22 protein-coding genes and 1 rRNA gene are annotated in these 25,299 nt (G+C 37.7%); all 23 read left to right on the top strand.

Annotated features, from left to right (window positions below):
- Positions 1-66: 66 nt before the first annotated feature.
- Positions 67-1,425 (top strand): tRNA lysidine(34) synthetase TilS, encoded by a 1,359-nt coding sequence (gene tilS / locus ISU02_RS21190; RefSeq protein ID WP_207736476.1) that lies wholly within the window; start codon positions 67-69, stop codon positions 1,423-1,425.
- A 27-nt stretch (positions 1,426-1,452) separates the two neighbouring features.
- Complete coding sequence (ftsH, locus tag ISU02_RS21185; protein WP_194703853.1) at positions 1,453-3,450, top strand: ATP-dependent zinc metalloprotease FtsH; 1,998 nt, start codon at positions 1,453-1,455, stop codon at positions 3,448-3,450.
- Positions 3,451-3,649: 199 nt separating this feature from the next.
- The gene (locus tag ISU02_RS21180; RefSeq protein WP_194703852.1) at positions 3,650-4,033 is read left to right on the top strand and encodes a thioesterase family protein; all 384 of its coding nucleotides are present in this window, start codon (positions 3,650-3,652) and stop codon (positions 4,031-4,033) included.
- 15 nt (positions 4,034-4,048) lie between these two features.
- Entirely contained in the window at positions 4,049-4,891 is an 843-nt protein-coding gene (locus ISU02_RS21175; protein ID WP_194703851.1) for a fumarate hydratase, read from the top strand.
- 9 nt (positions 4,892-4,900) lie between these two features.
- Positions 4,901-5,455, top strand: coding sequence for a Fe-S-containing hydro-lyase (locus tag ISU02_RS21170; RefSeq protein WP_194703850.1), 555 nt, complete (start codon positions 4,901-4,903; stop codon positions 5,453-5,455).
- Between the two features lie 63 nt (positions 5,456-5,518).
- Complete coding sequence (locus ISU02_RS21165) at positions 5,519-6,118, top strand: class I SAM-dependent methyltransferase (RefSeq protein WP_194703849.1); 600 nt, start codon at positions 5,519-5,521, stop codon at positions 6,116-6,118.
- 248 nt (positions 6,119-6,366) lie between these two features.
- Complete coding sequence (locus ISU02_RS21160; RefSeq protein WP_194703848.1) at positions 6,367-7,737, top strand: aspartate-alanine antiporter-like transporter; 1,371 nt, start codon at positions 6,367-6,369, stop codon at positions 7,735-7,737.
- A gap of 56 nt (positions 7,738-7,793) precedes the next feature.
- Positions 7,794-8,129, top strand: coding sequence for a DUF3870 domain-containing protein (locus tag ISU02_RS21155; protein ID WP_194703847.1), 336 nt, complete (start codon positions 7,794-7,796; stop codon positions 8,127-8,129).
- A 310-nt stretch (positions 8,130-8,439) separates the two neighbouring features.
- Positions 8,440-9,936, top strand: coding sequence for an acetyl-CoA hydrolase/transferase family protein (locus tag ISU02_RS21150; protein WP_194703846.1), 1,497 nt, complete (start codon positions 8,440-8,442; stop codon positions 9,934-9,936).
- Positions 9,937-10,067: 131 nt separating this feature from the next.
- Entirely contained in the window at positions 10,068-11,744 is a 1,677-nt protein-coding gene (locus ISU02_RS21145) for an acyl-CoA mutase large subunit family protein (protein ID WP_194703845.1), read from the top strand.
- A 27-nt stretch (positions 11,745-11,771) separates the two neighbouring features.
- A complete protein-coding gene (locus ISU02_RS21140) occupies positions 11,772-12,170 on the top strand; it encodes a cobalamin B12-binding domain-containing protein (protein WP_194703844.1) in 399 nt (132 codons plus the stop codon).
- A 97-nt stretch (positions 12,171-12,267) separates the two neighbouring features.
- Positions 12,268-13,212: a methylmalonyl Co-A mutase-associated GTPase MeaB gene (gene meaB / locus ISU02_RS21135; RefSeq protein ID WP_194703843.1), complete on the top strand. Its 945-nt coding sequence runs from the start codon at positions 12,268-12,270 to the stop codon at positions 13,210-13,212.
- A gap of 275 nt (positions 13,213-13,487) precedes the next feature.
- Positions 13,488-13,892 (top strand): methylmalonyl-CoA epimerase, encoded by a 405-nt coding sequence (gene mce, locus ISU02_RS21130; protein ID WP_194703842.1) that lies wholly within the window; start codon positions 13,488-13,490, stop codon positions 13,890-13,892.
- 22 nt (positions 13,893-13,914) lie between these two features.
- A complete protein-coding gene (gene mmdA, locus ISU02_RS21125) occupies positions 13,915-15,462 on the top strand; it encodes a methylmalonyl-CoA decarboxylase subunit alpha (protein WP_194703841.1) in 1,548 nt (515 codons plus the stop codon).
- A 37-nt stretch (positions 15,463-15,499) separates the two neighbouring features.
- The gene (locus ISU02_RS21120; RefSeq protein ID WP_194703840.1) at positions 15,500-15,904 is read left to right on the top strand and encodes an OadG family protein; all 405 of its coding nucleotides are present in this window, start codon (positions 15,500-15,502) and stop codon (positions 15,902-15,904) included.
- A gap of 56 nt (positions 15,905-15,960) precedes the next feature.
- Positions 15,961-16,359, top strand: a complete 399-nt coding sequence (locus tag ISU02_RS21115; RefSeq protein ID WP_194703839.1) for a biotin/lipoyl-containing protein — start codon at positions 15,961-15,963, stop codon at positions 16,357-16,359.
- Positions 16,360-16,393: 34 nt separating this feature from the next.
- The gene (locus ISU02_RS21110; protein WP_194703838.1) at positions 16,394-17,536 is read left to right on the top strand and encodes a sodium ion-translocating decarboxylase subunit beta; all 1,143 of its coding nucleotides are present in this window, start codon (positions 16,394-16,396) and stop codon (positions 17,534-17,536) included.
- 233 nt (positions 17,537-17,769) lie between these two features.
- On the top strand, positions 17,770-19,872 hold the full coding sequence (locus ISU02_RS21105) for a methyl-accepting chemotaxis protein (protein WP_194703837.1): 2,103 nt from the start codon (positions 17,770-17,772) through the stop codon (positions 19,870-19,872).
- Positions 19,873-20,031: 159 nt separating this feature from the next.
- A complete protein-coding gene (locus ISU02_RS21100) occupies positions 20,032-21,018 on the top strand; it encodes a biotin--[acetyl-CoA-carboxylase] ligase (RefSeq protein WP_207736474.1) in 987 nt (328 codons plus the stop codon).
- Positions 21,019-21,035: 17 nt separating this feature from the next.
- Positions 21,036-21,812: a type III pantothenate kinase gene (locus ISU02_RS21095; RefSeq protein WP_194703835.1), complete on the top strand. Its 777-nt coding sequence runs from the start codon at positions 21,036-21,038 to the stop codon at positions 21,810-21,812.
- A 30-nt stretch (positions 21,813-21,842) separates the two neighbouring features.
- Positions 21,843-22,805 carry a tRNA dihydrouridine synthase DusB gene (dusB, locus tag ISU02_RS21090; protein WP_194703834.1) on the top strand — a complete coding sequence of 321 codons (963 nt, stop codon included), beginning with the start codon at positions 21,843-21,845 and terminating at the stop codon, positions 22,803-22,805.
- Positions 22,806-22,863: 58 nt separating this feature from the next.
- A complete protein-coding gene (gene lysS, locus ISU02_RS21085) occupies positions 22,864-24,330 on the top strand; it encodes a lysine--tRNA ligase (protein WP_207736473.1) in 1,467 nt (488 codons plus the stop codon).
- Between the two features lie 752 nt (positions 24,331-25,082).
- A 16S ribosomal RNA gene (locus ISU02_RS21080) occupies positions 25,083-25,299 on the top strand; the annotation flags it as partial.

Raw genomic sequence — 25,299 nt, 5'->3', positions numbered from 1 at the left:
AAAAATGGTACAATATAAGGGACCTTGCTTACTGAAGTGATTTATTATAGAATTGAGGCGATATCATTGTTGAAGCAAATGCTGGAGACGATCTATAATCACCAATTAATTGAAGAACATGATAAAATTGTAGTTGGTCTTTCGGGTGGTCCAGATTCACTTGCTTTGATACACGCTTTATATCATTTTAGGGAGAGTTTGCAGATTGAACTTGTGGCAGTTCATATTAACCATATGTTTCGCGGCGTACTGGCGGATGCAGATGAAGACTTTGTGAAAAATTTTTGTAAGTTGCATCAGATTCCAATGTATAGTTATCGGATCGACGTTGGAGAATACGCAAAAGAAATTGGAACTTCCTTTGAAGATGCAGGTCGAAGAGTTCGCTATCAATATTTTGAGAAGGTACTCATAAAAGAAAATGCTCAAAAAATTGCAGTTGCTCAAAACAAAAATGATCTGATTGAAACTTTTTTCATCAATCTATTCCGCGGTTCAGGTGTCGATGGGCTCGCATCCATAGATTATAAGAGAGATCAAATCTATATAAGACCTCTTTTGGATGTGGATAGAAATGCTATTGAGGCTTACTGTTTGGAAAATGCGCTGAATCCACGAAGAGATCATACAAATGATGAAAACGACTATTTGCGAAACAAGATTAGAAATGATCTATTACCCTCGCTTAAGATGGTTTATAATCCATCGCTAGACCAAACCCTTTATAAAACCATAAAAATTATGAAAAGAGAGAAGGCGTTTTGGCAAAAACATAGCGAACTTTTGTTTAAAGAGAGTTGTAAAGGGGAAGAAAACAAGGTAAGGATTTCAAAAAAAGCATATGATCTCATGCATGAAGCGGAAAAACTGCAGCTTCTGAGGTATGCCATATCAAAAGTCAGAGGGAATTTGACCAATATATCCTCGGATATTTTAGAACAGATCCTTTTGCTATCTAAGACAGGGACGTTTGTGGACCTTGACTTTAATCACAGAGTTTTGTTGTCATACGATGAACTCATCATCCAAAAAGAAGTGATTTCTGGTGTTGAAATTATGCCTGTTCTACGGGAAAAAAAAATCAGCAGGCAGGTCTATGAGAAAGTAAAACAAAACATGAAAACTTCAGATATTGTTGCGGTGGATGCGGCAACAATACAGGGCAATTTGATTTTAAGGCATAGAAAAGATGGCGATGTCTTTGTGCCCATGGGGATGTCTGGGCATAAGAAGATTAAAGATTTTTTCATAGACGAAAAAGTGCCAAAGGAAAAGAGAAATCATATATGGCTTGTATGCGATGATGAAAAAATAGTATGGGTTCACGGTATGAGAATGAATAATATGTGTAAAGTTACAAATAAAACTGAAAACATTCTGTTAATTAGTTTCAATGATATTGTTGAAGCTTTAGAATTGTGCTAAAATTATAAGATGCGTAAGGAGGGTGCTATGAATAAAAATCTAAAAAATGCATCGATATATATTGCGATATTCATAGGGATTTTAATACTCGTTATGATGACTAAAAATAGTGTGGTTAAATCAGTTGAACTCAGCTACAATGAGTTCAATGATAAGTTGGGCAGCGATCAAATACAATCACTTAGTATCGATGGCAACAAGATCACAGGTCAATTGAGTGATCAAACACTATTTGAAACCTATATACCGAGTATGCTGTCACCGATCACAGGTGAAAAAATTAGTGAACTTGAAGGTAAAAAAATAACAGGAGTTCCACCTGCGAATACACCTTTCTTTATTGAGATTTTACCGACAATTATCATGATTTTGTTAATTGTGGTATTTTGGTTTGTATTTATGCAGAATTCCCAAGGTGGCGGTTCAAGAGTTATGTCTTTTGGCAAGAGCAGAGCAAAAATGGTGAAGGATAGTGGGAAAAAGATCACTTTTGCTGATGTTGCAGGCTTAAAAGAAGAAAAAGAAGAAATGCAAGAAATCGTGGACTTTCTTAAAAATCCAAGGAAATATTTAGCGCTTGGTGCGAGAATTCCAAAAGGGATTCTCATGGTGGGACCTCCTGGAACTGGTAAAACCTATCTTTCCAAAGCATGTGCTGGCGAGGCTGGAGTACCGTTCTATACAATTTCTGGTTCAGATTTTGTTGAGATGTTCGTCGGTGTCGGCGCTTCTAGAGTAAGGGATTTGTTTGAAGAAGCTAAGAAAAATTCACCTTGTATTGTATTTATTGATGAGATTGATGCTGTTGGTAGAAAACGTGGTGCTGGCTTAGGCGGTGGCCATGATGAAAGAGAACAAACATTAAATCAATTGCTCGTAGAGATGGATGGTTTTGGTGACAATCAAGGCATTATCATCATTGCGGCAACAAATCGCCCGGACATTTTGGATCCGGCTCTACTCAGACCAGGTCGATTCGATCGTCAAGTTATGATCGGTGTGCCAGATATTCGTGAAAGAGAACAAATTTTAAAAGTTCACGCGAAAAACAAACCGACATCAGACGATGTAAATTACCAAATATTATCACAAAGTACACCAGGGTTTACCCCTGCAGATCTTGAAAATGTCATGAATGAAGCCGCTTTACTCTCAGCAAGAAATGATGATAAAGTCATTCGCATGGAAACGATCAAGCAAGCAATCATCAAAGTGATTGCAGGTGTTGAAAAGAAAAGTAAACTCGTAAGTCCAAAAGAACGCAAATTGACAGCTTATCATGAAGCAGGTCACGCTGTACTCGCTCAACTTTTGCCAGATACAGATCCAGTGCATCAAGTGACGATTATTCCAAGGGGCAGAACAGGTGGTTTTACAATGCAGTTACCTGAAGAAGATCGAAGCTATGCCACTAAGAAAAGTATGGAAAAAGAATTGATTATTCTTCTAGGTGGAAGAGTTGCTGAAAGTCTTATTTTGGATGATATCAGCACAGGCGCTCAAAACGATCTTTCAAGAGTGACTAAAGTCGCTCGTGCAATGGTTACTAAATATGCCATGAGTGATAATTTAGGTTCTATGAGTTATGACACTGAAGATGAAGTCTTCTTAGGACGTGATTTTACGTCAATGAAGAATTATTCTGAGCACGTTGCTGCTGAAATTGATAGAGAAGTCAGAAATATTGTTGATAACTCTTACGATAAAGCCAGAACGATGTTAGAGCAAAACTTAGATAAGCTACATGTAATTGCAGAAGCGCTTCTTAAGTACGAAACCATCAGTGGCGATGAATTTAGGTTAGCATTTGAGCAAGGTATGGATGTGCTCAATGAAAAAATAACCAGTCAACGCACAAAGGTTGAGGAAGAAAAACGTGTTGCTAAAGAACTTGAAGAAAGAGAAAAAGCAGCATACGATAAGCTCAACGAAAAATTCAAAGAAATAAATGAGGATAAAGCTTCTATCTTCGAAGCGGCTAAAGAGGAAGAAATCACTTTAGAAAATGATAAAAATAAGAGTTAGTTAATGATGAAGAACCAGTCCTTTTCAGGGCTGGTTTTTTTAATTAAAACAACAAGATTTGAGCCGAAAGCAGCGTCAGCGAAAATCGTTTTGAGTCATCTGGAGATGGCTCAAATGTTGTTCAAATATCGTTTTCGAAATTGCTTCTTGTCAGAGGGCCTTTTTTTATTATAGAATAAAGGGCAAAGGAGGTGAAAATATGACATTAAAAATTGGTGATCAATTTACGTCGGAATTGATTGTCGAAGAAAAACACACCGCAGCAGCATTTGGAAGTGGCAGTATTTTTGTTTTCTCCACACCGATGATGATCGGTCTCATGGAAAATGCGGCACTAAAATGTGCTGAAATGGGATTGCCAGAAGGTCAATCCACAGTGGGTACTTTTGTAAATGTAAAGCATATGGCTGCAACCCCTATGAATATGAAAGTTAAGGCGATTGCAACAATCACTGAAATTGAAGGGAAGAAGTTGACGTTTGCAGTTGAAGCGTTTGATGAAAAAGAGAAGATTGGTGAAGGCACGCATGGCCGTTATGTTATTGATGCAGAGAAATTTTTAAAACGCGTCAATGAAAAATAGATGGCAGGAGGTTGTATGAGAGAAATAAATGTGTCAATCATTAGGGAAGCCGTGCAGAAAATGTGCGTGGATATGAATTATTATATTGGTGCAGATATAAAAAAATCATTTGAAGACAACTATAAGACAGAGGCATCCCCGATTGGAAAAGCCATTATTCTGGATTTAATAGAGAATTCGAAAATTGCATCTGATAAACAAGTTCCAATTTGTCAAGATACAGGAATGATCATTGCCTTTGTCGAGGTGGGACAAGAAGTCGTATTGGTCGGTGGAGACATATCTGAAGCCATTAACGAGGGGATCAGACGAGGTTATGGAGAGGGTTATCTTAGAAAATCAGTCGTATCAGATCCTTTGATTAGACAAAATTCTAAAGATAACACACCTGGCGTTATTTACTATGATATTGTCGCTGGCGATCAAGTTAAGATCAAACTTGCTGCAAAGGGTTTTGGCAGTGAAAATATGTCAAGATCCAAAATGCTCAAACCTTCTGATGGTATTAAAGGTGTTGAATCATTTGTGGTGGAGACGGTTTCGCTAGCAGGTCCAAACCCATGTCCTCCGATTGTGGTTGGCGTAGGTATCGGTGGCACGATAGACAAAGCGGCACAAATTGCTAAAAAGGCATTGATGCGTGACTTGGAATCTGCAAGTGAACATGAACACATTAAAGCGCTTGAAGAGAGATTGCTTGAACAAATCAATGATTTGGGGATTGGACCACAAGGACTGGGGGGAACAACCACCGCTTTAGGTGTTAATGTAGAAATTTACCCAACACATATTGCCGGACTTCCAGTGGTTGTAAATATCAATTGTCATGCATCAAGACATTTAGAAACTGTGATATAGGAGGCTGAGATGAGTAAAATTAGATTGACGACACCACTTACAAATGATGTGGTGAACCGTTTGAAATCTGGAGATCAAGTGCTTATTTCAGGAACGGTATACACAGGGAGAGATGCAGCGCATTTGAGACTTGTAAAAGCAATAGAAGAAGGTGAATCACTGCCTTTTGAAGTTGAAGGTCAAATTATTTATTATGTGGGACCGGCACCCGCAAAACCGGGCGAAGTGATCGGATCGTGTGGGCCAACAACGAGTTACAGAATGGATGACCTCACAGAGCCCCTACTGGCACTTGGATTAAAGGGGATGATTGGAAAAGGTGAGCGAAATCAGACTGTCGTAGACGGTATGAAAAACCATAGAGCTATTTACTTTGCAGCTATTGGTGGTGCAGGCGCATTGATTGCCAATGCGGTTAAAGAGAGCACTGTAATTGCATATGAAGATTTAGGTCCTGAAGCGATTCGCAAATTAGTAGTTGAAGATTTGCCTGCAATTGTTGTGATAGATGCTGATGGTGATAATTTATATGAAACGGAAAGAGCAAAATACCAGAAAAAATAGATGCCCATGACAATATTTTGTTATAATATTAACAAAATAACCGTGTAATTTGGGGGTCTATAAATGGGGGTGCTTCAATTGATTAAGCAATATTACAACAAGCATGCGAAAGAATTTATAAGTAATACACTCAATGTGGATTTGAAGCCAATTTATGACAAGTTTTATTTGTATCTTAAAAGCGGGCAGAAAATTCTGGATATTGGTTTTGGATCAGGACGAGATAGCTTACAGTTTTACAAAAGAGGATTTAAAGTAGTCTCTATAGATTTTGCTGAGGAAATTGTAATGCGCGGTAAAATCTTGTTGAGCAACGAGGTATTGCTTGTGGATGCTAGAAATATGCGCTATCAAAATGAGTTTGACGCAATATGGGCAAGTGCTGTTTTTTTGCATTTTAAAGAGACAGAAATCCTAGAGACACTAAAAAACTGTGAAGCCGCCCTAAAATCTGAAGGCGTGATTTACTTATCTTTCAAATATGGTGAATCCGAAATATTCAGACATGGTCGCTATTTTAATGACTTTGATGAGCAAAAGTTCGAGAAAATGATGGCAAAAGTGGATGGTTTCAACGTTTTGGAAATGTGGAAGACTGAAGATGCGCGTAAAGACCATAGGGAGCAGTATTGGCTCAATATTATTTTGCAAAAAAAATATTGAAAATGATTTATATTTCAGATAACTTATGTTATAATGTTATTAAGTTAACAAACTGCGCCAAACCAATATTCGGTGGTTTCCCATCATCGACACGTATTGATACTGCGGCATAGCATTCATTTGCTATGCCTTTTTTATTGTCTGCATGTTCTTCATAGCGGAAAGTTCCCACTTTTTTACCTATGAAGTGCACTAGGGGCATTCAAGATTCGTTAACTAAAATATGGAATGAAAAGGGGCAAAAAGTTATGAGTTTTGATTACATGAAGTGGTTGATGGATCCGTTTATCTTGATGTTCGTCACAGTCGTTACGGGTCTTCTGTTCGGAAAAATTAAGTTTGGAAAGTTTAACTTTGGAACTTCAGGCGCCTTGTTTACTGGTCTTCCTATAGGCTGGTTCATGTTAAACTTTGCAAAAAAAGTGGGTGAAGAGGATACAGCTTACAAGTCGGCATCGGCGCTTATAAAAGCAGGCGTTGTTGACAAAGGATTTTTTACTTTATTTTTGGTATTATTTGTTGTTGCAGTTGGATTACTTGCAGCAAAAGACATCAATGTCGTTCTTAAAAAATATGGCGCTAAATTTATCGTCATGGGATTTATTATTACACTTTTAGGCGCTGGTGCAACGTATGGTATGACCTTTGTATTTAAAGGGCAAAATCCTTACGAGATATCGGGTGTTTATACAGGCGCACTGACAAGTTCACCGGGACTTGCTGCGGCAATTGAAACTGCTACCAAGCATGCAAATGGTGAGATCGAAAAATTTGATGCAATGACAGCAGAAGAAAAAGCAAAATTTATAAAAATAATGGATAAGAATTTAGATCCTGCTACAGTGACAACATTGACAGAAGAACAAAAAACTCAATATATTAAAAATGCTGCAGCAGGCATTGGGGTAGGACATGCCATTGGATATCCATTTGGCGTGCTCATCGTTATCATTGCGATGAATTTCTTCCCTAAAATCTTTAGAATAGATGTAGAGAAAGAAAAAGTGGAATTTACCCGTGAAATGTCAGAAGCGCGAGCAGGTAAAACGGGCAAAGAAATTCCAGAAGTTTCTTTTGATATGATTGGATTTGTATTTGCATGTTTCTTTGGATATACGATTGGCCTATTGACGCTTGATTTAAGTTTTATTGGACTTGGGAAATTTAGTTTAGGGGCAACAGGCGGTGCATTGATCGGTTCGTTAATCTTAGGTTATATTGGCAAATTAGGATTTATCAGTTTCAGAATGAATGGCAAAATCCTTGGCGTTATAAGAGAAGTATCCCTTGTGTTCTTCCTTGCAATCGTTGGATTGAGATATGGTTTTGCAGTGGTAGATGCATTGGCGGGTCCGGGCATCAATCTTGCAATTGTATCATTAGTAGTTGGCGTTGTGGCAATGATGGTGGGTTACATCATTGGAAGATATGTTTTCAAAATTAATTGGATTATGCTTTCAGGTGCGATCTGTGGTGGTATGACATCGACTCCAGGTCTTGGTGCGGCAGTTGAAGCGGTGGGTTCGGATGATCCAGCGGCAGGATATGGTGCGACTTATCCGTTTGCACTTCTTGGAATGGTAATATTCACAATTATTCTTCACTCCCTACCTATGTAAGCGCGTGAGTATGTGATATAATATGCTTAAAAGCGTCATAGATTAGGAGGTCTTTCATGGACACAAATGAAATTCTGATTACAGGTTATGCTAAGCTTCCTCAGGGAATAACTGCTAAAGAACTGTACTCAGTTATTGCGGTAGGCTTGATTATAGAGAGAAATTCAGGTGTTATCATAGATTCGGATTGTTCACTTGCAACAGAACTCGCGAAAGGGTTTGTAAAAAAAATTTTAGTGGGTACGAATGTAAATGATATAGAAACTATTGAAAAAAAATTCAAAAAGCATTATTATGGTAGTGCGAGAAAAGCGATTATATCCGCTGTAAAAACTTGCGCTGAAAAATACAAGCAAATTTGTGAAAGTGGTGAAGACTACAACGAAGATTAATTCGAGTGCAAATTTGAAATTAAATAGTGTTTAGAGGGTATTGATCCATTTTGCTAAGCGAGATAAAAAAACCTTTTATCTCAAGAACTAGTAATGTTGAGCCAAATAGCCAATCTTTTAAATAAAAGATGGTTATTTGGTTTTTTTGTTTTTATGGATTGGAAGTATATGAGTATTAGAGCATAATACTTAATCTTAAATAGAGTATGTGAAAATAGAGTATATGAAAATAGAGTATGTGATTTTGCATTTAAAATGATCATTTGAGCATACTGCTGATAAAACAAAAGTAAGTTTAGGAGGCATAATTATGGCTAATGAGCGCATAAGAAGTGAAGCTTTATTATCAAAAGTGACAACGGCTGAAGCCGCAGCAAAATTTATCAATGATGGTGATACCGTAGCAACAAGCGGTTTTACACCTTCAGGATATCCAAAGGCAGTGCCGCTCGCTTTGGCTGAACGCGCAAAAAATGGTGAAAAAATTGAAATAACATTGATTACAGGTGCATCTGTGGGTCCTGAGCTTGACGGTGCGCTGACAGATGCAGGGGTGATCAAAAGAAGATTCCCGTATCAAACGAATTCGAATATGAGAAATGCAATTAACAATGGTGAAGTAAAATATGCTGATATGCATCTAAGCCATGTATCACAATATATGGACTATGGTTTCTTCGGTGATATAGATATAGCGATCGTTGAAGCGATTGCAATCAATGCTGATGGCGGTATCATTCCATCAACATCAGTGGGCGTATCACCACAAGCTGTTAAAAATGCAAAGAAAGTTATCGTTGAAATCAACACATCTCAATCTATGCATCTAGAAGGCGTTCACGATATTTATATGACACAACAACCGCCGTTCAGAGAGCCTATTCCAATTACTAAATCAGGCGATCGCATAGGAACAACTTACATTCCATGTGATCCTGCTAAAATCGTGGCAATTGTAGAAACTGATATTACAGACAAAGTGAGACCGCTTGGTGCTATAGATGAGGATTCAAGAAAAATCTCACAACATATTATCAAATTTTTAGAAAATGAAGTTGAAGCAGGCAGATTGCCAGAAAACTTATTGCCGCTTCAATCTGGTGTTGGCTCAGTTGCAAATGCAGTTTTAGGTGGTTTAGTGGATTCGAACTTTACAAATCTCACTTGCTATACGGAAGTTATTCAGGACTCTATGTTTGATTTAATCGATGCTGGTAAGGTGACGGTTGCATCTGGAACTTCCTTTACACCTTCAGAAGAAGGGTTGAAGAGACTTAACGAAAACATGGCGCATTATGCCAAATACTGTGTATTGAGACCAATGGAAATTAGCAATAATCCAGAAGTTGCAAGAAGATTAGGCGTCATCTCTATCAATACGGCAATTGAAATTGATATATATGGACATGTTAATTCTACTAATATTATGGGGTCTAGAATGATGAATGGTCTTGGTGGATCAGGAGATTATACTAGAAATGCCTATATTTCTATATTTACAACGGTTTCAAATGCTAAAAATGGGGATATATCTTCTATAGTCCCAATGGCATCACATGTGGATCATACGGAACACGATGTTCAAGTTGTGGTAACAGAGCAAGGTCTGGCTGACCTAAGAGGGCTCTCTCCGAGAGAACGTGCTAGAGCCATTATAGAAAACTGTGCGCATCCGGATTACAAAGAAATGCTAACAGATTATTTGGACAGAGCTGAGCAAACAAAGTTCAAACATGAAAGTCATCTCATGGATGAAGCACTTTCATGGCATGCAAGATTTCTTGCAACGGGTTCAATGAAGAAATAGGTAATTTTAATTAAATGGTTGGAAAAGTATACAATTATACTTTGATAAAAACAATGAAATTTGACATGATTTATGGTATTGTTATAGAGGTTAATGCCATATTGCGGTCATGATAAGGAGGATTTAAAAAGATGTTTAACAAGGATCAAATTTCTATTTTAAAAGAAGCAGTAGAGAAAGAAAATGCGAAAACGCAAGAAAGCTTGCAAAAACGTCCTGAACGTAAAGCTGAATTTACAACAGGATCAGGTTCTCCAGTAAAGAGATACTACACACCAGCTGATATTGAAGATATGGATTACATGAACGACTTAGGATTACCAGGTCAGTTCCCATATACTCGTGGTGTTCAAAACACAATGTACAGAGGAAAATTCTGGACAATGAGAATGTATGCAGGTTTTGCAACTGCACAAGAATCAAACCAAAGATACAAATATCTTGTTGAGCAAGGTTCAAGCGGTTTGTCCGTAGCATTTGACCTTCCAACCCAAATTGGTTACGACTCAGATCATTCTTTATCTGAAGGTGAAGTTGGTAAAGTTGGTGTTGCAATTGACTCATTAGCAGATATGGAAATCTTATTTGATGGCATTCCACTAGATAAAGTTTCTACTTCTATGACAATCAATGCACCTGCATCTGTGCTACTTGCAATGTACATTGCTGTTGCAGAAAAGCAAGGTGTTCCTTCTGATAAATTAAGAGGTACAATCCAAAATGATATTTTAAAAGAGTACATTGCTAGAGGTACTTACATCTTCCCAACAGAGCCGTCTATGAGATTGATCACAGATATCTTTGAATTCTGTTCAAAAGATGTACCGCTATGGAATACAATTTCTATTTCAGGCTACCATATTAGAGAAGCGGGTTCTACTGCGGCTCAAGAAGTTGGTTTCACATTAGCAGATGGTATCGCATACGTAGAAGCGGCAATCAAAGCAGGTCTTGATGTGGATACTTTTGCACCTAGATTGTCATTCTTCTTCAATGCACATAATGATTTATTAGAAGAAGTTTCTAAATATAGAGCGGCAAGAAGATTATGGGCTAAAATTATGAAAGAAAGATTTGGCGCTAAAAATCCTAAGTCTATGGCACTTAAGTTCCATACACAAACAGGTGGTTCTACATTAACTGCTCAACAACCTGACAACAACATCGTAAGAGTTGCAGTTCAAACACTTGCAGCAGTTCTTGGTGGCACTCAATCACTTCATACTAACTCTAAAGATGAGGCACTTGCGTTGCCAACTGAAGCATCTGTAAGAGTTGCTCTTAGAACACAACAAATCATCGCCAACGAAAGTGGTGTTACAGATGTGGTTGATCCATTAGCAGGTTCTTACTATATTGAAGCAAAAACGAAAGAAATTGAAGACCAAGCTATGGAATACATCAAGAAAATTGATGAAATCGGTGGCGCTCCAAAAGCAATTGATATGGGATACATTCAACAAGAAATCATGGATGCTTCTTACGACTATCAAAAGAAAGTTGAAACAGGAGAGATTATCGTTGTTGGTATGAACAAATATCAAATCGAAGAAGAAGCACCAAAAGGCTTACTCCGAGTTGATCCTTCAGTAGGTGAAATGCAAAAAGCCAACCTTGTTAAATTGAGAGCTGAAAGAGATAATGCAAGAGTGGATGCTGCATTAGCTGCACTTAGAACAGCATGTGAAGGTACTGAAAACGTTATGCCATTTATCCTTGAAGCAGTAAGAAGCTATGGTACATTAGGGGAAATTTGTGGTGTTATGAGAGAAGTGTTTGGTGAATACCAACAATCAGTAAATCTTTAATTTTGATGGATATTTAGGAGGATTAAAATGGATAGACCAATTAGAGTTTTAGTTGCTAAACCAGGATTAGATGGACATGATAGAGGCGCAAAAGTTATCGCAAGAGCATTGAGAGATGCAGGTATGGAAGTTATTTATACAGGACTTCGCCAAACACCTGAACAAATTGTAAACGCTGCAATTCAAGAAGATGTTGATTGCATTGCACTCAGTATTTTATCTGGTGCACACAATACTTTGTTGCCAAAGGTTGCGTCGCTGATTAAAGCAGAAAATGCAGAAGATATACTAATTGTTGGCGGTGGCGTTATTCCTGACGAAGATATCCCAGGCTTAAAGGCAAGTGGCATATCAGAAGTGTTTACACCGGGAACTCCAACTCAAGTTACGATTGACTACATCAGAGCAAATATTAAAAGAGCATAAATACTAAAATTCAGTGAGGTGCCACACCTCACTGAATTTTGGATATCTTTAATAATAGGTAGACATTCAACAAATGATAAAAGATATAGGAGTCGCTATGGATATCGAAAAACGTATTTTAGAGAAAGACAAAAGGGCTGCTGCAAGACTGATTACACTTATAGAAAATAAAGACCAAGAGGCTTTAGAAATTCTTAAGAGATTGTATTCAAAAAGTGGTAATGCCTATATTGTGGGTATCACTGGTCCTCCAGGTGCGGGTAAAAGTACTCTAACAGACAAACTGGCAAAAGCTTTGAGAAAACAAGGTAAGACCGTTGCAATCATTGCCGTAGATCCGACATCTCCTTTTACAGGTGGCGCGATTTTAGGTGACCGTGTAAGAATGAATGACCTCAATTTAGATTCTGGAGTGTTCATAAGAAGTATGGGCGCTAGAGGGCATTTAGGCGGTATTTCTGAAGCGACGAGTGCAGCAGTTAAAGTTTTAGATATTTATGGATCAGATTATATTTTTGTGGAAACAGTTGGCGTCGGTCAATCGGAGATAGATATTGTTAAAAACTGCGATACCACTTTAATGGTTATGGTACCGGGTTTAGGTGATGATATTCAGGCAATAAAAGCAGGCGTCATGGAAATTGGAGATGTTTTTGCAGTCAACAAATCAGACCGTGATGGGGCTAAAAGAACGGCTAGAGAAATAGACATGATGCTTGACTTTAATAAAGATGCTGAGTGGAGACCACCAGTAAAAATGGTTGTTGCTGTTGAAAATCAGGGAATAGAGGAACTACTAGAAGCCATCCACGAACATAAAACGCATATGGTTACCAGCGGAAAGTTTGAAAAACGCAGAACTGAAAATGCAAAGAGTGAAGTGGTAGGGCTTGTAAAAGAGCGGGTTGAAAAAGCAATTCTAGACAAATCCAATCGGGAAGAAATATTGGATTTTTACTCTGAAAAAATCGTGAAACGTCAAGTGGATCCGTATTCAGTTGTGGAAGAAATTTTAGGAAAAATGGATGTATTATTAAAGTAGCGAACAAATTATAGTGTATTTATAAAACCGCTAAATTTGATTCTTATGGCGTTCAGAATATACTGATCGCGTTCGAGATAACAATAGAGCATTCTATTTTGCACATGACATTTGCAAGTGACGAAATAAGAAGAAAGTGAAACTATACATTATTTAGAATTCGAAAAAGCACTAAATGCTTATTTTAAATAAGGTATATGTGCGAAAGTATTTATTTAATTTATTTACAAAAAACAGAGATGTTGTTAAAATCAACTTAACTAACGGAGGTTTTTATGAAAGCTTTAAAAGTAGATCACATTGGTATTGCAGTTAAAAACTTAGATGAGACGATCAAGTTTTATCAAGATGTTTTAGGTCTCGAATTACAAGGTTCAGAAGTTGTTGAAGAACAAAAGGTAAAAGTTGCTTTCCTACCAGTAGGCGACACAGAAGTAGAATTATTAGAATCAACATCAGAAGATGGTCCAATTGCAAAGTTCATCGAAAAAAATGGTGAAGGCATACAGCATATTGCTTTTAAAGTAGAAGATATTGAAGAAGCAATTGAGTACATGCAATCAAAAGGGATGAAAATGATTGACGAAAAACCAAGATATGGTGCAGGCGGAGCAAAAATTGCATTTGTACATCCTAAGAGTTCACACAGAGTTTTAGTTGAATTATGCGAGAGAAAATAAATCACAACTTGGAGGTTTTGAAATGTCTATCAATAAATTGGATGATTTAAGACAGAGAAAAGCTAAGATTCTAGCTGGCGGTGGTGCTAAACGTATTGATAAGCAACACGATGCAGGTAAATTAACTGCCCGCGAGAGATTAGATTTGCTTTTTGATGAAGGCACTTTTGTTGAATTAGATGCATATGTAAAACACAGATGTACTAATTTCGGCATGGAAAAAGTAGACGCACCTGCAGAGGGCGTTGTAATCGGCTACGGCAAAGTAGACGGCAGACTTGTATATGCATATTCACAAGACTTTACAGTTGTAGGGGGATCACTCGGTGAAATGCATGCAGCAAAAATTTGTAAAGCAATGGATAATGCAATGAAAGTTGGCGCGCCAATCGTAGGTCTTAACGATTCAGGTGGCGCAAGAATTCAAGAAGCAGTAGATGCTTTATCCGGATACGGTAAAATCTTCTACAAAAACACTTTAGCTTCAGGCGTTATTCCACAGATCACAGCTATCATGGGACCTTGTGCAGGTGGTGCAGTTTATTCACCAGCATTAACAGACTTTATCTTCATGGTAGACAAAACATCTCAAATGTTCATCACTGGTCCACAAGTTATTAAAACAGTAACTGGGGAAGAAGTTACTGCAGAAGCACTTGGTGGTGCAATGACTCACAACTCTGTAAGTGGTGTTGCTCAATTCATTGCAAACAATGATGAAGACTGTATTCTCGAAATTAGAAGATTATTAAGCTTCTTACCATCAAACAATATGGAGACTGCTCCTGTATACGGTTGTGATCACGATGTCAACGAAATCGTTGAATCATTAAATGATCTTATGCCAGACAATCCAAATAAACCTTATGATATGTTTGATATCATCAAAGCAGTTGTGGATAATGGTGATTATTTAGAGTATCAACCATACTTCGCTAAAAACATTATTACTTGTTTTGCAAGAATCAATGGCCAATCTGTTGGTATTATTGCAAATCAACCTAAGTTCTTAGCTGGATGTTTAGATGTAAGTGCTTCAGATAAATCCGCTCGTTTCATCAGAACTTGTGATGCGTTTAATATTCCATTATTAAATATCATTGACGTTCCAGGATTCTTACCAGGTACTGAGCAAGAGTACGGTGGTATCATCAGACATGGCGCAAAAATGCTTTACGCTTATTCTGAAGCAACTGTACCTAAAGTATCGTTGATCGTTAGAAAAGCATATGGTGGTTCATACCTAGCAATGTGTTCTAAAGACTTAGGCGCAGACCTTGTATTGGCATGGCCAACAGCAGAGATCGCAGTTATGGGACCTCAAGGTGCTGCTAACATCATCTTCAGAGGCGAAATCAAAGAAGCCAAAGATCCTGTGGCAACAAGAGCAAGAGTGATTCAAGAATACACAGATGAATTTGCAACGCCATATAAAGCGGCAGAGAGAGGTTTTGTGGATGATGTCATCGAACCATCGGCTTCAAGACCAAGACTTGCAGATGCATTTGATATGTTGGCATCTAAGAGAGAAACGAGACCTGCTAAAAAACATGGCAATATTCCTTTATAATCATTTTGTGATTATATAATTATAAAGAGGTGAAAAGATGCAAATTTTAGAAAATTTTAAGCATGCTGAAACCTTCGCTCAAATGACGTTAGGCGATAAAATGATGGCAACACTATACGTTATTTTGCTTGGCATGGGGATTACATTCGTTGCACTTATTTTGATATGGGCCTTAACAGCGCTGATGTCGAGAATAATAAGAGCAGTTGAAGGGGGCTCTAAGCCAGCAGTAACAGAGGCAGTTGCTCCAAAAGCACCAGCTCAAACGACTGTGAACGAAGAAGAAGACGAAGCGTTAATTGCTGTGATCACAGCAGCCATTGCAGCATCGCTCAATACCTCAATGCACAACATCATTGTGACCAATATCACACGTATCAATGATGAAACGCCCGTATGGGGACGTGCAGGTAGAAGTGATGTTATGAATTCAAGATTTTAACAGCTCAATAGAAGCGTTAATGGAGTACATTAATAATTAATGGAGGAATCTTATTTATGAAAAAGTTTAATATCACCGTGAACGGGAAAACATATGAAGTAGATGTGGAAGAAATAGGTGGTGTGAGCACACCATCACCAAGACCAGTACAGAGAGCTTCTGCACCAGCAGCGGCACCTGCTCCAAAGGCAGCCCCAGCACCAAAAGCAGCTCCAGCGGCAGCTCCAGCGAGTGCAACGGGTGGCGAAACAATCACTGCACCAATGCCAGGCACAGTACTTGACATCAAGGTAGCAGTAGGAGATGCAGTAAATTCAGGGGATGTACTTGCAATTCTAGAAGCAATGAAAATGGAGAACGAAATTATGGCACCAAGTGCTGGAAAAGTCGTTTCAATTAATGTCAATAAAGGTGCATCAGTAAATTCAGGGGATGTGTTAATTGTTATTGGATAGTATCCAAAGATAATTAATTGAAAGGAGATGCACTATGATTCAAACGATAAAAGATTTTTATATGAGTACAGGCTTTAGTGCAATCACTTGGGGTCAAGTCGGTATGATCTTAGTATCTTTTTTATTGCTTTACTTGGCAATTAAGAAAGGATTCGAACCATTATTACTTGTACCTATTGCATTTGGTATGTTTTTGACTAATCTACCACTTGCGGGGTTGATGGCACCACCGGTTGGACATGATCAACCAGGGGGATTGCTTTACTACTTGTATCAAGGGGACCACTTGGGGATCTTTCCACCACTGATCTTCTTAGGCGTAGGCGGGATGACAGACTTTGGACCGCTAATTGCAAATCCAAAATCATTACTACTTGGTGCGGCAGCACAATTCGGTATATTTGTCACCTTTTTAGGTGCCATTGCTTCAGGATTGTTTACACCACCTGAAGCGGCATCCATAGGGATTATAGGTGGGGCAGATGGTCCAACCGCGATCTTCTTGTCCTCAAAATTAGCACCACATTTGATGGGATCCATCGCGGTGGCAGCATATTCTTATATGGCACTTGTGCCTGTTATTCAGCCGCCAATCATGAAGTTCTTCACCACAAAGGAAGAGCGTATGATCAAAATGAAACAGCTTAGAACCGTATCGAGACTTGAAAAGTTACTTTTCCCAATTCTTGTAACGTTGATTGTTTCAATGATCGTACCACCGGCAGCTGCACTTATTGGGATGCTCATGTTAGGGAACTTATTCAAGGAATCCGGTGTTGTAGCACGTCTATCTGAGACATCACAAAATGCCATGATGAATATAGTAACGATATTCCTCGGTGTAACTGTAGGGGCAACAGCAACTGCAGAGGCATTCTTAAATTTACAGACACTTGCAATTGTATGTCTTGGGGTTGTTGCATTTGGTATTGGAACATCCGCAGGTGTAATCCTTGCAAAGGTTATGAATAAATTTACAAAAGATCCTGTAAATCCACTGATTGGCTCTGCCGGGGTATCTGCGGTACCAATGGCAGCAAGGGTATCACAAGTGGTTGGACAGAAAGAGAACCCAAGCAACTTCCTGCTCATGCATGCAATGGGCCCAAATGTTGCTGGTGTAATAGGTTCCGCAGTATCTGCTGGAGTGCTATTATCCCTTTTCTCTGGATTTTAAAATCAAAAATATCAATATAAAGCTGACCCAAAAAAGCTGACTCGAACAGGGGTCAGCTTTTTTTTTTTAATAGAAAAATGAGATGACATAAGGATGTTGAAGTAAATATTAGAGTACAATACAAAAAACATTGAAATAATTTATTTTTTTTCAATACTAGCATTTGTTTGAATTTTCAGAAAAAAACCTTTATAATGACAAGTAGGTAAGTATTTATGATGGAGGCGTGATTAATGGGAAAAGTAAAAACAAAAGCATTAAAAAAATCAGATGTGGGGTCTGATCGAAAAACTAGAAAAAAACTCACAAAGGAAAAGCAAGAAAAATCAAAGGTTGCTCACAAAAGAATTAGCAAATTAAAAGTATTAAATTCTAAATTTGGAAAGCGACTCGCAATTATTTTAGTAATTTGTATTATATTACCTGTGTTTATCACTGGTGCGGTGATTTTTAATCAGTTTAGAACTTATGTGGAAAAAGATATCTATTCTAATAACGAAGTAATTCTAAATACGTTGGAGTCTTCAATACAAAATCGATTAAATAGTGTAGGCAAAGTTTTAACCATTTTGTCTCAAGTGGATTATGTACAAAACTTACAGCCGGTTTTAGTTAAATCCATGTTTGTGAATGTACAAGATGAATATGATTTGTTGGCAAGCATCGAAGTGTATGATTCAAAAGGAAAAGCAATATTTTCAACTGTGGGGAAATTGGATGCAATAGACACACCACATTTTAGAGAGGCATTAAATGGCAATTTAACCTATTCTAATATCATTCAGTCCGAAAATGGTCAAGGCAATTTGATTCAACAGGCCATTCCTATTTATGACCGAAGTGGTTCAGTAACGGGGGTTTTAATCGGTGAAATTTCACTTGAAAAATTTAATTTGGCAGTTCAAAATTTGGTTTTGCCAACGGATTTTGAAGCCCTTATTGTGAGCCAAGAAGGTAAGATTGTAGCGCATTCCAATAGTGACATGTTTATCGCACAGCAAGATAAAGATTTCTCTGAGCTAGAACCTTTTAAAAGAGGTCTTGCTGGAGAACGTGGGTCAGTGGAGTACACCTCTGATGGTGAAAGCTACTTGACATCTTATCAACAACTTGAAGGTGTCAATTTGGGGGTAGTGATTCAAGTGCCAGCTGCAAAGGCCTATGCTCAAATTCACTTGTTAACTGCGATTTTTACAACGATATTATTGGTCGCAACTGTATTGGGATTGATCGTATCCGTGGTGCTTTCTCAATACGTAACAACGCCACTTCAGAGGGTTTCTGATAGTGCACTCATTGCATCTGGTGGTGATTTCACCGTTCATATGGATGAAAAAACTTTTGCCAGAAAAGATGAATTTGGCGACTTAGCAAGATCTTTCATGGTTATGATTGAGGCCTTTAAAGAAATTATCATGCGTTTAAAAACATCGACTAATGTTTTGGATGAAACAACGTATACACTTGTAAACGCTTCAGAAGAAACACGCAATGAAATGACGATGATTATCAAAAACGCGGATGAACTCAAAGAGACGGCTCATGATGATATTCAATTATCTAGAAAAGTAGTTGGTGCTGTTGAAGAGATGGCAAAAGGATCAGAAAACGTTGCCTTGAACACAGAAAGATTAAACGTTCTTATAAAGAATAATGTTGATTTTGCATCAAGAGGCGTAGAGATGATGTCGAATACGGCAGGACTCGTGCAGAAAACTTTCAATTCATATGAAATGATTGAAACTCGAATCAGATCGCTTGAAAAATCGGCTGTGGATATTGGCAGTATCACGGACACCATTATGGAGATTGCAAATCAAACCAATCTATTGGCATTAAATGCGGCGATTGAAGCTGCAAGAGCAGGAGATGCTGGTCGTGGTTTTGCAGTTGTTGCAGGGGAGATTAGAAATCTCGCAGATCAGTCTAATAAGTCAGCTGAGAGCATTACGACAATTATCAAGGAGATCCAAAATGATATCAAAGATACGTCAGGCATGTTCTCAAGCACCTCTGAGATGTTAGAAAATGTCGTTTCAGAATCTGAAAAAACAGTTGGACAAATTAATGAAATATTAGAAGATTCTAAAAAAGCGGCTGAATCCGTGGATGAGATTAGTGCAGTCACTGAAGAACAAGCAGCTGCATCTGCTCAGATCAATGAAATGATGGAAAATATGCTTGAAACTATTCAAGAAACAGCCGGGACATCAGATCAAATGGCTGAACGCATTAATATTCAAAAAGCTCAAAGCGATAAAACCATTGCAATGATTGAAGAAATTAAACAGTTATCAGAGGAAATAAAATCTATGACAGGGCAGTTTAACTGCTAGATAAGATGCGTATAGATTTCGGGATATAAATGAAATTTTATAAGAAATACAAGGGGAATGCTTTAGTTTTACATAAAATTTAAAGCGTTCCTTTTGCTTTTTGTGTGACGTCAGATATGTTATAATAATAACGAAATTATATGCGAAAAGAGTGATACTGTGAAAGCTGAAATTATGAGTTTATTAAGAGCTAAACAAGGTGAATACGTCTCTGGAGAAGAGATTAGTAAACAACTCAATGTCTCGAGAACGTCGGTCTGGAAATATATAAACATGTTGAGAAGTGAAGGCTATGAAATATCTTCAGTGACCAATAAGGGCTATCGCTTAGTCTCTGATGTCAAAGAACTGAATGAAGTTGAATTAAAATATGCTCTGAAAGAGTGTTCGCTCGTTCAAGAGTGTTTTTTCTTTGACACAATTGACTCAACGAATCAAAAGGCCAAGAGTATAGGTAATGGGTTGGAATTTCAACAATGCTTGATTGTTTCAAATGAACAGACAAAAGGTAGAGGCAGATTAGGGCGACAATGGGACTCAGAAAAAGGTGCAGGCATTTGGATGAGTTTACTATTAAAACCAGATTTTGCTCCTGATTTAGCATCTCGAATTACTCTTATGGCTGCTGCGGCCATGAGTGAAGCCATAGAGATTGAAACGGGGATAGAAACGGCAATTAAATGGCCTAATGATATTGTGGTCAATGGCAAGAAAGTATGTGGTATTCTCACTGAACTCAACGCGGAACTTAACCATATTAATTATTTAGTGCTTGGGATTGGCGTGAATGTCAATACACGTCAATTTGATGCTGAAATTCAAGAGAAGGCCACTTCACTTAGCCTTGAGCTCAACAACCAATGGATTAATCGATTAAATATTATAAAATTGTTTGTAGAAAAATTTGAAATATATTATAATCAATTCGTTAACGAAAATGATTTTAGACCTGTGATAGAATACAATAGAAGAAAATCGATTACTTTGAATAAAGATGTTGAAATTATATCAGGTAATACAAGGAAAAAAGCTTTTGCGTTAGATATAGATATGGATGGCAATTTAATCGTTAAAAATAGCGATGGTTCTAATGAGGCCATATATTATGGAGAAGTATCTGTTCGAGGCATTAATGGATATGTCTAAAATCAACAGGAGGAAAAATGTTATTAGCATTTGATGTAGGAAACTCAAACATTGTACTTGGTGTTTTTAAGGACAATGAATTAATCACGCACTGGAGAATGGCCACAGATAATGCCAAATCCGCTGATGAAATTGGCATATTTGTCAATCAATTGTTTGCATATGAAAATTTGTCTCTAAAAGATGTAGATGATGTTATCATATCTTCTGTCGTACCGCATGTGATGTATTCGCTTCAGCATATGTCCTCAAAGTATTGTGAGAGAGAAGCAATCGTAATTGGCCCAGGAATTAAAACGGGTATGAATATCAAGTATGATAATCCAAGACAAGTAGGTGCTGACAGAATCGTAAATGCAGTTGCAGGGTTTAAAAAGTTTGGTGGGCCAATAATAATCGTAGACTTTGGAACAGCAACGACATTTTGTGCCATCAATGAAAAATGTGAATATCTTGGTGGGGCTATTTTGCCAGGGATTAAAATATCTTCGGACGCCCTATTTCAACGTGCAGCTAAGTTAACTCACGTTGAACTTGTGAAACCCGATAAAGTGATCTGTAAGAATACAACTCAGAGTATTCAAGCAGGTATCATATACGGTTATGTAGGCAGTGTAGATTATTTAGTAGCAAAGATGAAGGAAGAACTTGGAGGCGGAGATATCAAAGTAATTGCAACAGGTGGGCTGGCAACCTTGATTTCAACTGAGTCTGATTCTATTGATCACGTGGAGAGATTTTTAACACTCGAAGGATTAAATTTCATCTATCATATGAATAGAACTAAAAAATAAAGCTTTGATTTTACGGAAAGAGAGTCATGGATGAAAATTGGAAGTTTTCAAACTGAAAACGATGTAATACTAGCACCTATGGCAGGTGTGACAGATCTTGCCTTTAGATTGATCTGTAAAGATTTTGGTGTGGGGTTAATGGTTACAGAGATGGTAAGCATTTCAGCTCTTTATTATAAGGACAAAAAAACACATAAAGTTATGGAAATTCTTGAAGCAGAAAGACCAATGTCACTTCAAATATTTACGAAAGACTGTGAAAAATTAGAAGCGGTTATGGGTGAATTGAATCAGCATAACAACGATATCTTGGATATTAACATGGGCTGTCCTGCACCCAAAATTGTGAATAATGGTGAAGGATCGGCGCTGATGAAAACGCCTAAATTGGCAGAGCAGATTCTTAAGACAGCAGTAAAACACTCTTCTAAACCTGTGACGGTTAAGTTTCGAAAAGGATGGGATGAGCAAAATGTTAATGCTGTTGAGTTTGCAAAGATGGCAGAAGCAAGTGGCGTTTCAGCCATTGCAATTCATGGAAGAACAAGAGCTCAGATGTATAATGGCGAAGCGGATTGGGAAATCATAAAAGCTGTTAAATCAGCAGTTAAAATACCTGTTATTGGAAATGGTGACGTTTTTTCAGTTGATGATGCCATGCGTATGAAATCAATAACCCATTGCGATGGCATTATGATTGGCAGAGGGGTACAAGGGAATCCTTGGCTATTGAAAGAAGTTGCTAGTTTTTTAAAATCTGGTGAAAGTATTGAGAAGCCCACAATGGAAGAGAAGAGCAATATTGCACTTAAGCATTTTGAGTTGTTGTTAAAATATAAAGGTTCCAAGATAGGCACTCTTGAAATGAGGAAACATGCAGCTTGGTATTTTAAAGGTTTAAAGCATGCAAATGCATTTAAAAACGAGATCAATAGAGCGGATGATCCTGAAATGGTTAAAACCATTATTATAAGAGCATTTCAAGCAAATTGACTTTAGATTTTTAATGTACTATAATTAACTGAAAATAGAATAATTGGAGGATGAGCGAATGGAAAATTTGAATGAATTATTACAGATTAGACGTGAAAAACTTGCAAAATTGCGAGAAATGGGACAAGATCCATTTAAGATAGAGAAATATGATAGAACGCATTTCAGTAAGGAGATCATTGAGAACTTTGAAGAGATGGATGGGCAAAACGTTCGCGTGGCAGGCAGAATTATGGCAAAACGCGATATGGGTAAAGCTTCGTTTATTGATATTCTCGATAGTGAAGGTAGAATTCAATCGTATGTCAGAAAAGACGCAATTGGTGAAGACGTATTTGAGGTTTTTAAAACCTATGATATTGGTGATATTGTAGGCGTTGGCGGTAAAGTATTTAGAACTCAAAAGGATGAGATTTCAGTTAGAGCTGAAGAAGTTATTTTACTTAGCAAATCATTACAAATATTACCTGAAAAATGGCATGGTCTTAAAGATCAAGATATCCGCTACAGACAAAGATATGTTGATTTAATTGTAAACCCAGAAGTTAAAGATAAATTTATCATGAGATCTAAGATCATCAAAGCAATGAAAGATTATTTTGATAAAGAAGGGTTCTTAGAAGTGGATACGCCTATATTGAGTACGATTGCTGGCGGTGCTTCTGCAAAACCTTTCATTACACATCACAATACGCTAGATATTGATATGTATATGAGAATTGCAAATGAATTATACCTTAAACGATTAATCGTTGGTGGTTTTGACAAAGTATATGAAATGGGCAAGATGTTCAGAAATGAAGGTATGAGCATGAAGCATAACCCTGAGTATACTGCGGTTGAGCTCTATGCTGCATATGAAGATTATGAATATATGATGAAATTGACTGAAAACGTTGTTGCTTTTTGTTGTGAGCAAGTACACGGCACAACAGAAATTGACTATCAAGGCACTAAAATTGACTTTAAACCACCGTGGATCAGAGCTTCTATGCATGATTTAGTAGAGAAGAAAACAGGTGTTAACTTCTATGCATTTGATTCTGATGAAGAAGCAAGAAAAGTGGCAAAAGATCAATTGCATCTAGATGTAGATAAAAACATGAAAAAAGGTCACTTGGTGAACTTGGCATTTGAAGAATTCTGTGAGATGGACTTGATTCAACCTACATTTGTCTTGCATCATCCTGTTGAAGTTTCGCCACTTGCAAAGAGAAATCCTGATAATCCTGAAATTACAAATAGATTTGAAGCATTTGTAAACACTTGGGAAATCGCAAATGCGTTTTCTGAACTCAATGATCCAATCGATCAAAAAGAACGTTTTGAAGAGCAACTTAAACAAAGAGAAGCTGGGGATGAGGAAGCTCATATGATGGATAACGACTTTGTCAATGCGCTTGAAGTAGGCTTGCCACCAACAGGTGGATTGGGAATTGGCGTTGACCGTATGATCATGCTGTTGACAAATTCTACAACGATTAGAGATGTCATCTTATTCCCAACGATGAAACCAATTAAGTAGTAAAATCTAAATATAGTTTTTATAAAGAAGAAAAACCGTTTGTGCTGTAATGAAGCTGAACGGTTTTTTATTACCAGCATGATTTTTAGTCCAGGATCGAGTTAAAAATGCACAGTCTGCCCAAAGCGATTGAATGAGAACGAGTGCAAGGCAGTGTCAGACAATGATTTCAACGAAATTGTGAATTGAAAATATTGTCAGGGCAATAATGGATATAAATGTAGGTACTGCTGAAAAGCTTTCAGAACAGTGTTGTACACGAGGACAGACTTGGACAGTAAAAACGTACGAAAAATGTCTTCAAAAAAGCAAGTAGAAAAGTGTTTATTATTTATGTCAGTGGGTATCAAAGTATTTGTCACTATAAAAAATAAAAAAAGAGTTGACAGCAACAAGGATATTTAGTATTATAAACAAGTTGCCTCACAGCGAAGCGACAAGAGCAAAACAAGCGAAAGAAAATAACTTAAAAAAAGTTGTTGACTTAGCAAGATATAACTGCTATACTGATATAGCTGTCGCACATTGGATGAACGCCTTAATGGTTGAAATAGCAATGGAGCGACAACACAGGACCTTGAAAATTGAATAGCGCAAATGAATTAAAACACGCAATTCTTTGAGCTTACGGAAGCCATCTTGATGGTGGAAGTTGCTTAACAGAAACAAGTGATAAAGTCGAAAGACAACGGAAACGTTTTGTTGTAAAGACAAAACAAAAGAGCTAAGCGAAAGCTGGGCAAAAAAGGATTATAATTAAGAGTTTGATCCTGGCTCAGGATGAACGCTGGCGGCGTGCCTAACACATGCAAGTCGAGCGAGAATTGTTGGAACGGAGACTTCGGTCGAAGAGAAGACAAGGAAAGCGGCGGACGGGTGAGTAACGCGTGGGTAACCTGCCCCATACAAAGGGATAGCCACTGGAAACGGTGATTAATACCCTATAAGACTACAGGATCGCATGATTCA

The sequence above is a fragment of the Fusibacter ferrireducens genome, assembly GCF_015352425.1.
GTDB lineage: Bacteria > Bacillota > Clostridia > Peptostreptococcales > Acidaminobacteraceae > Fusibacter_A > Fusibacter_A ferrireducens.
Note: the sequence above shows the minus strand (reverse complement) of the source record. Positions and strands in the feature narration are given on the sequence as shown.

Coding starts and splice junctions, on each gene's coding strand:
- ISU02_RS21095 (WP_194703835.1), top strand. CDS start 21,036: ATGTTATTAGCATTTGATGTAGGAAACTCAAACATTGTACTTGGTGTT.
- ISU02_RS21145 (WP_194703845.1), top strand. CDS start 10,068: ATGTTTAACAAGGATCAAATTTCTATTTTAAAAGAAGCAGTAGAGAAA.
- ISU02_RS21170 (WP_194703850.1), top strand. CDS start 4,901: ATGAGTAAAATTAGATTGACGACACCACTTACAAATGATGTGGTGAAC.
- mmdA (WP_194703841.1), top strand. CDS start 13,915: ATGTCTATCAATAAATTGGATGATTTAAGACAGAGAAAAGCTAAGATT.
- ISU02_RS21120 (WP_194703840.1), top strand. CDS start 15,500: ATGCAAATTTTAGAAAATTTTAAGCATGCTGAAACCTTCGCTCAAATG.
- ISU02_RS21140 (WP_194703844.1), top strand. CDS start 11,772: ATGGATAGACCAATTAGAGTTTTAGTTGCTAAACCAGGATTAGATGGA.
- ISU02_RS21110 (WP_194703838.1), top strand. CDS start 16,394: ATGATTCAAACGATAAAAGATTTTTATATGAGTACAGGCTTTAGTGCA.
- ISU02_RS21180 (WP_194703852.1), top strand. CDS start 3,650: ATGACATTAAAAATTGGTGATCAATTTACGTCGGAATTGATTGTCGAA.
- ISU02_RS21155 (WP_194703847.1), top strand. CDS start 7,794: ATGGACACAAATGAAATTCTGATTACAGGTTATGCTAAGCTTCCTCAG.
- lysS (WP_207736473.1), top strand. CDS start 22,864: ATGGAAAATTTGAATGAATTATTACAGATTAGACGTGAAAAACTTGCA.
- ISU02_RS21115 (WP_194703839.1), top strand. CDS start 15,961: ATGAAAAAGTTTAATATCACCGTGAACGGGAAAACATATGAAGTAGAT.
- ISU02_RS21175 (WP_194703851.1), top strand. CDS start 4,049: ATGAGAGAAATAAATGTGTCAATCATTAGGGAAGCCGTGCAGAAAATG.
- ISU02_RS21165 (WP_194703849.1), top strand. CDS start 5,519: ATGGGGGTGCTTCAATTGATTAAGCAATATTACAACAAGCATGCGAAA.
- mce (WP_194703842.1), top strand. CDS start 13,488: ATGAAAGCTTTAAAAGTAGATCACATTGGTATTGCAGTTAAAAACTTA.
- ISU02_RS21105 (WP_194703837.1), top strand. CDS start 17,770: ATGGGAAAAGTAAAAACAAAAGCATTAAAAAAATCAGATGTGGGGTCT.
- ISU02_RS21160 (WP_194703848.1), top strand. CDS start 6,367: ATGAGTTTTGATTACATGAAGTGGTTGATGGATCCGTTTATCTTGATG.
- dusB (WP_194703834.1), top strand. CDS start 21,843: ATGAAAATTGGAAGTTTTCAAACTGAAAACGATGTAATACTAGCACCT.
- ftsH (WP_194703853.1), top strand. CDS start 1,453: ATGAATAAAAATCTAAAAAATGCATCGATATATATTGCGATATTCATA.
- ISU02_RS21150 (WP_194703846.1), top strand. CDS start 8,440: ATGGCTAATGAGCGCATAAGAAGTGAAGCTTTATTATCAAAAGTGACA.
- meaB (WP_194703843.1), top strand. CDS start 12,268: ATGGATATCGAAAAACGTATTTTAGAGAAAGACAAAAGGGCTGCTGCA.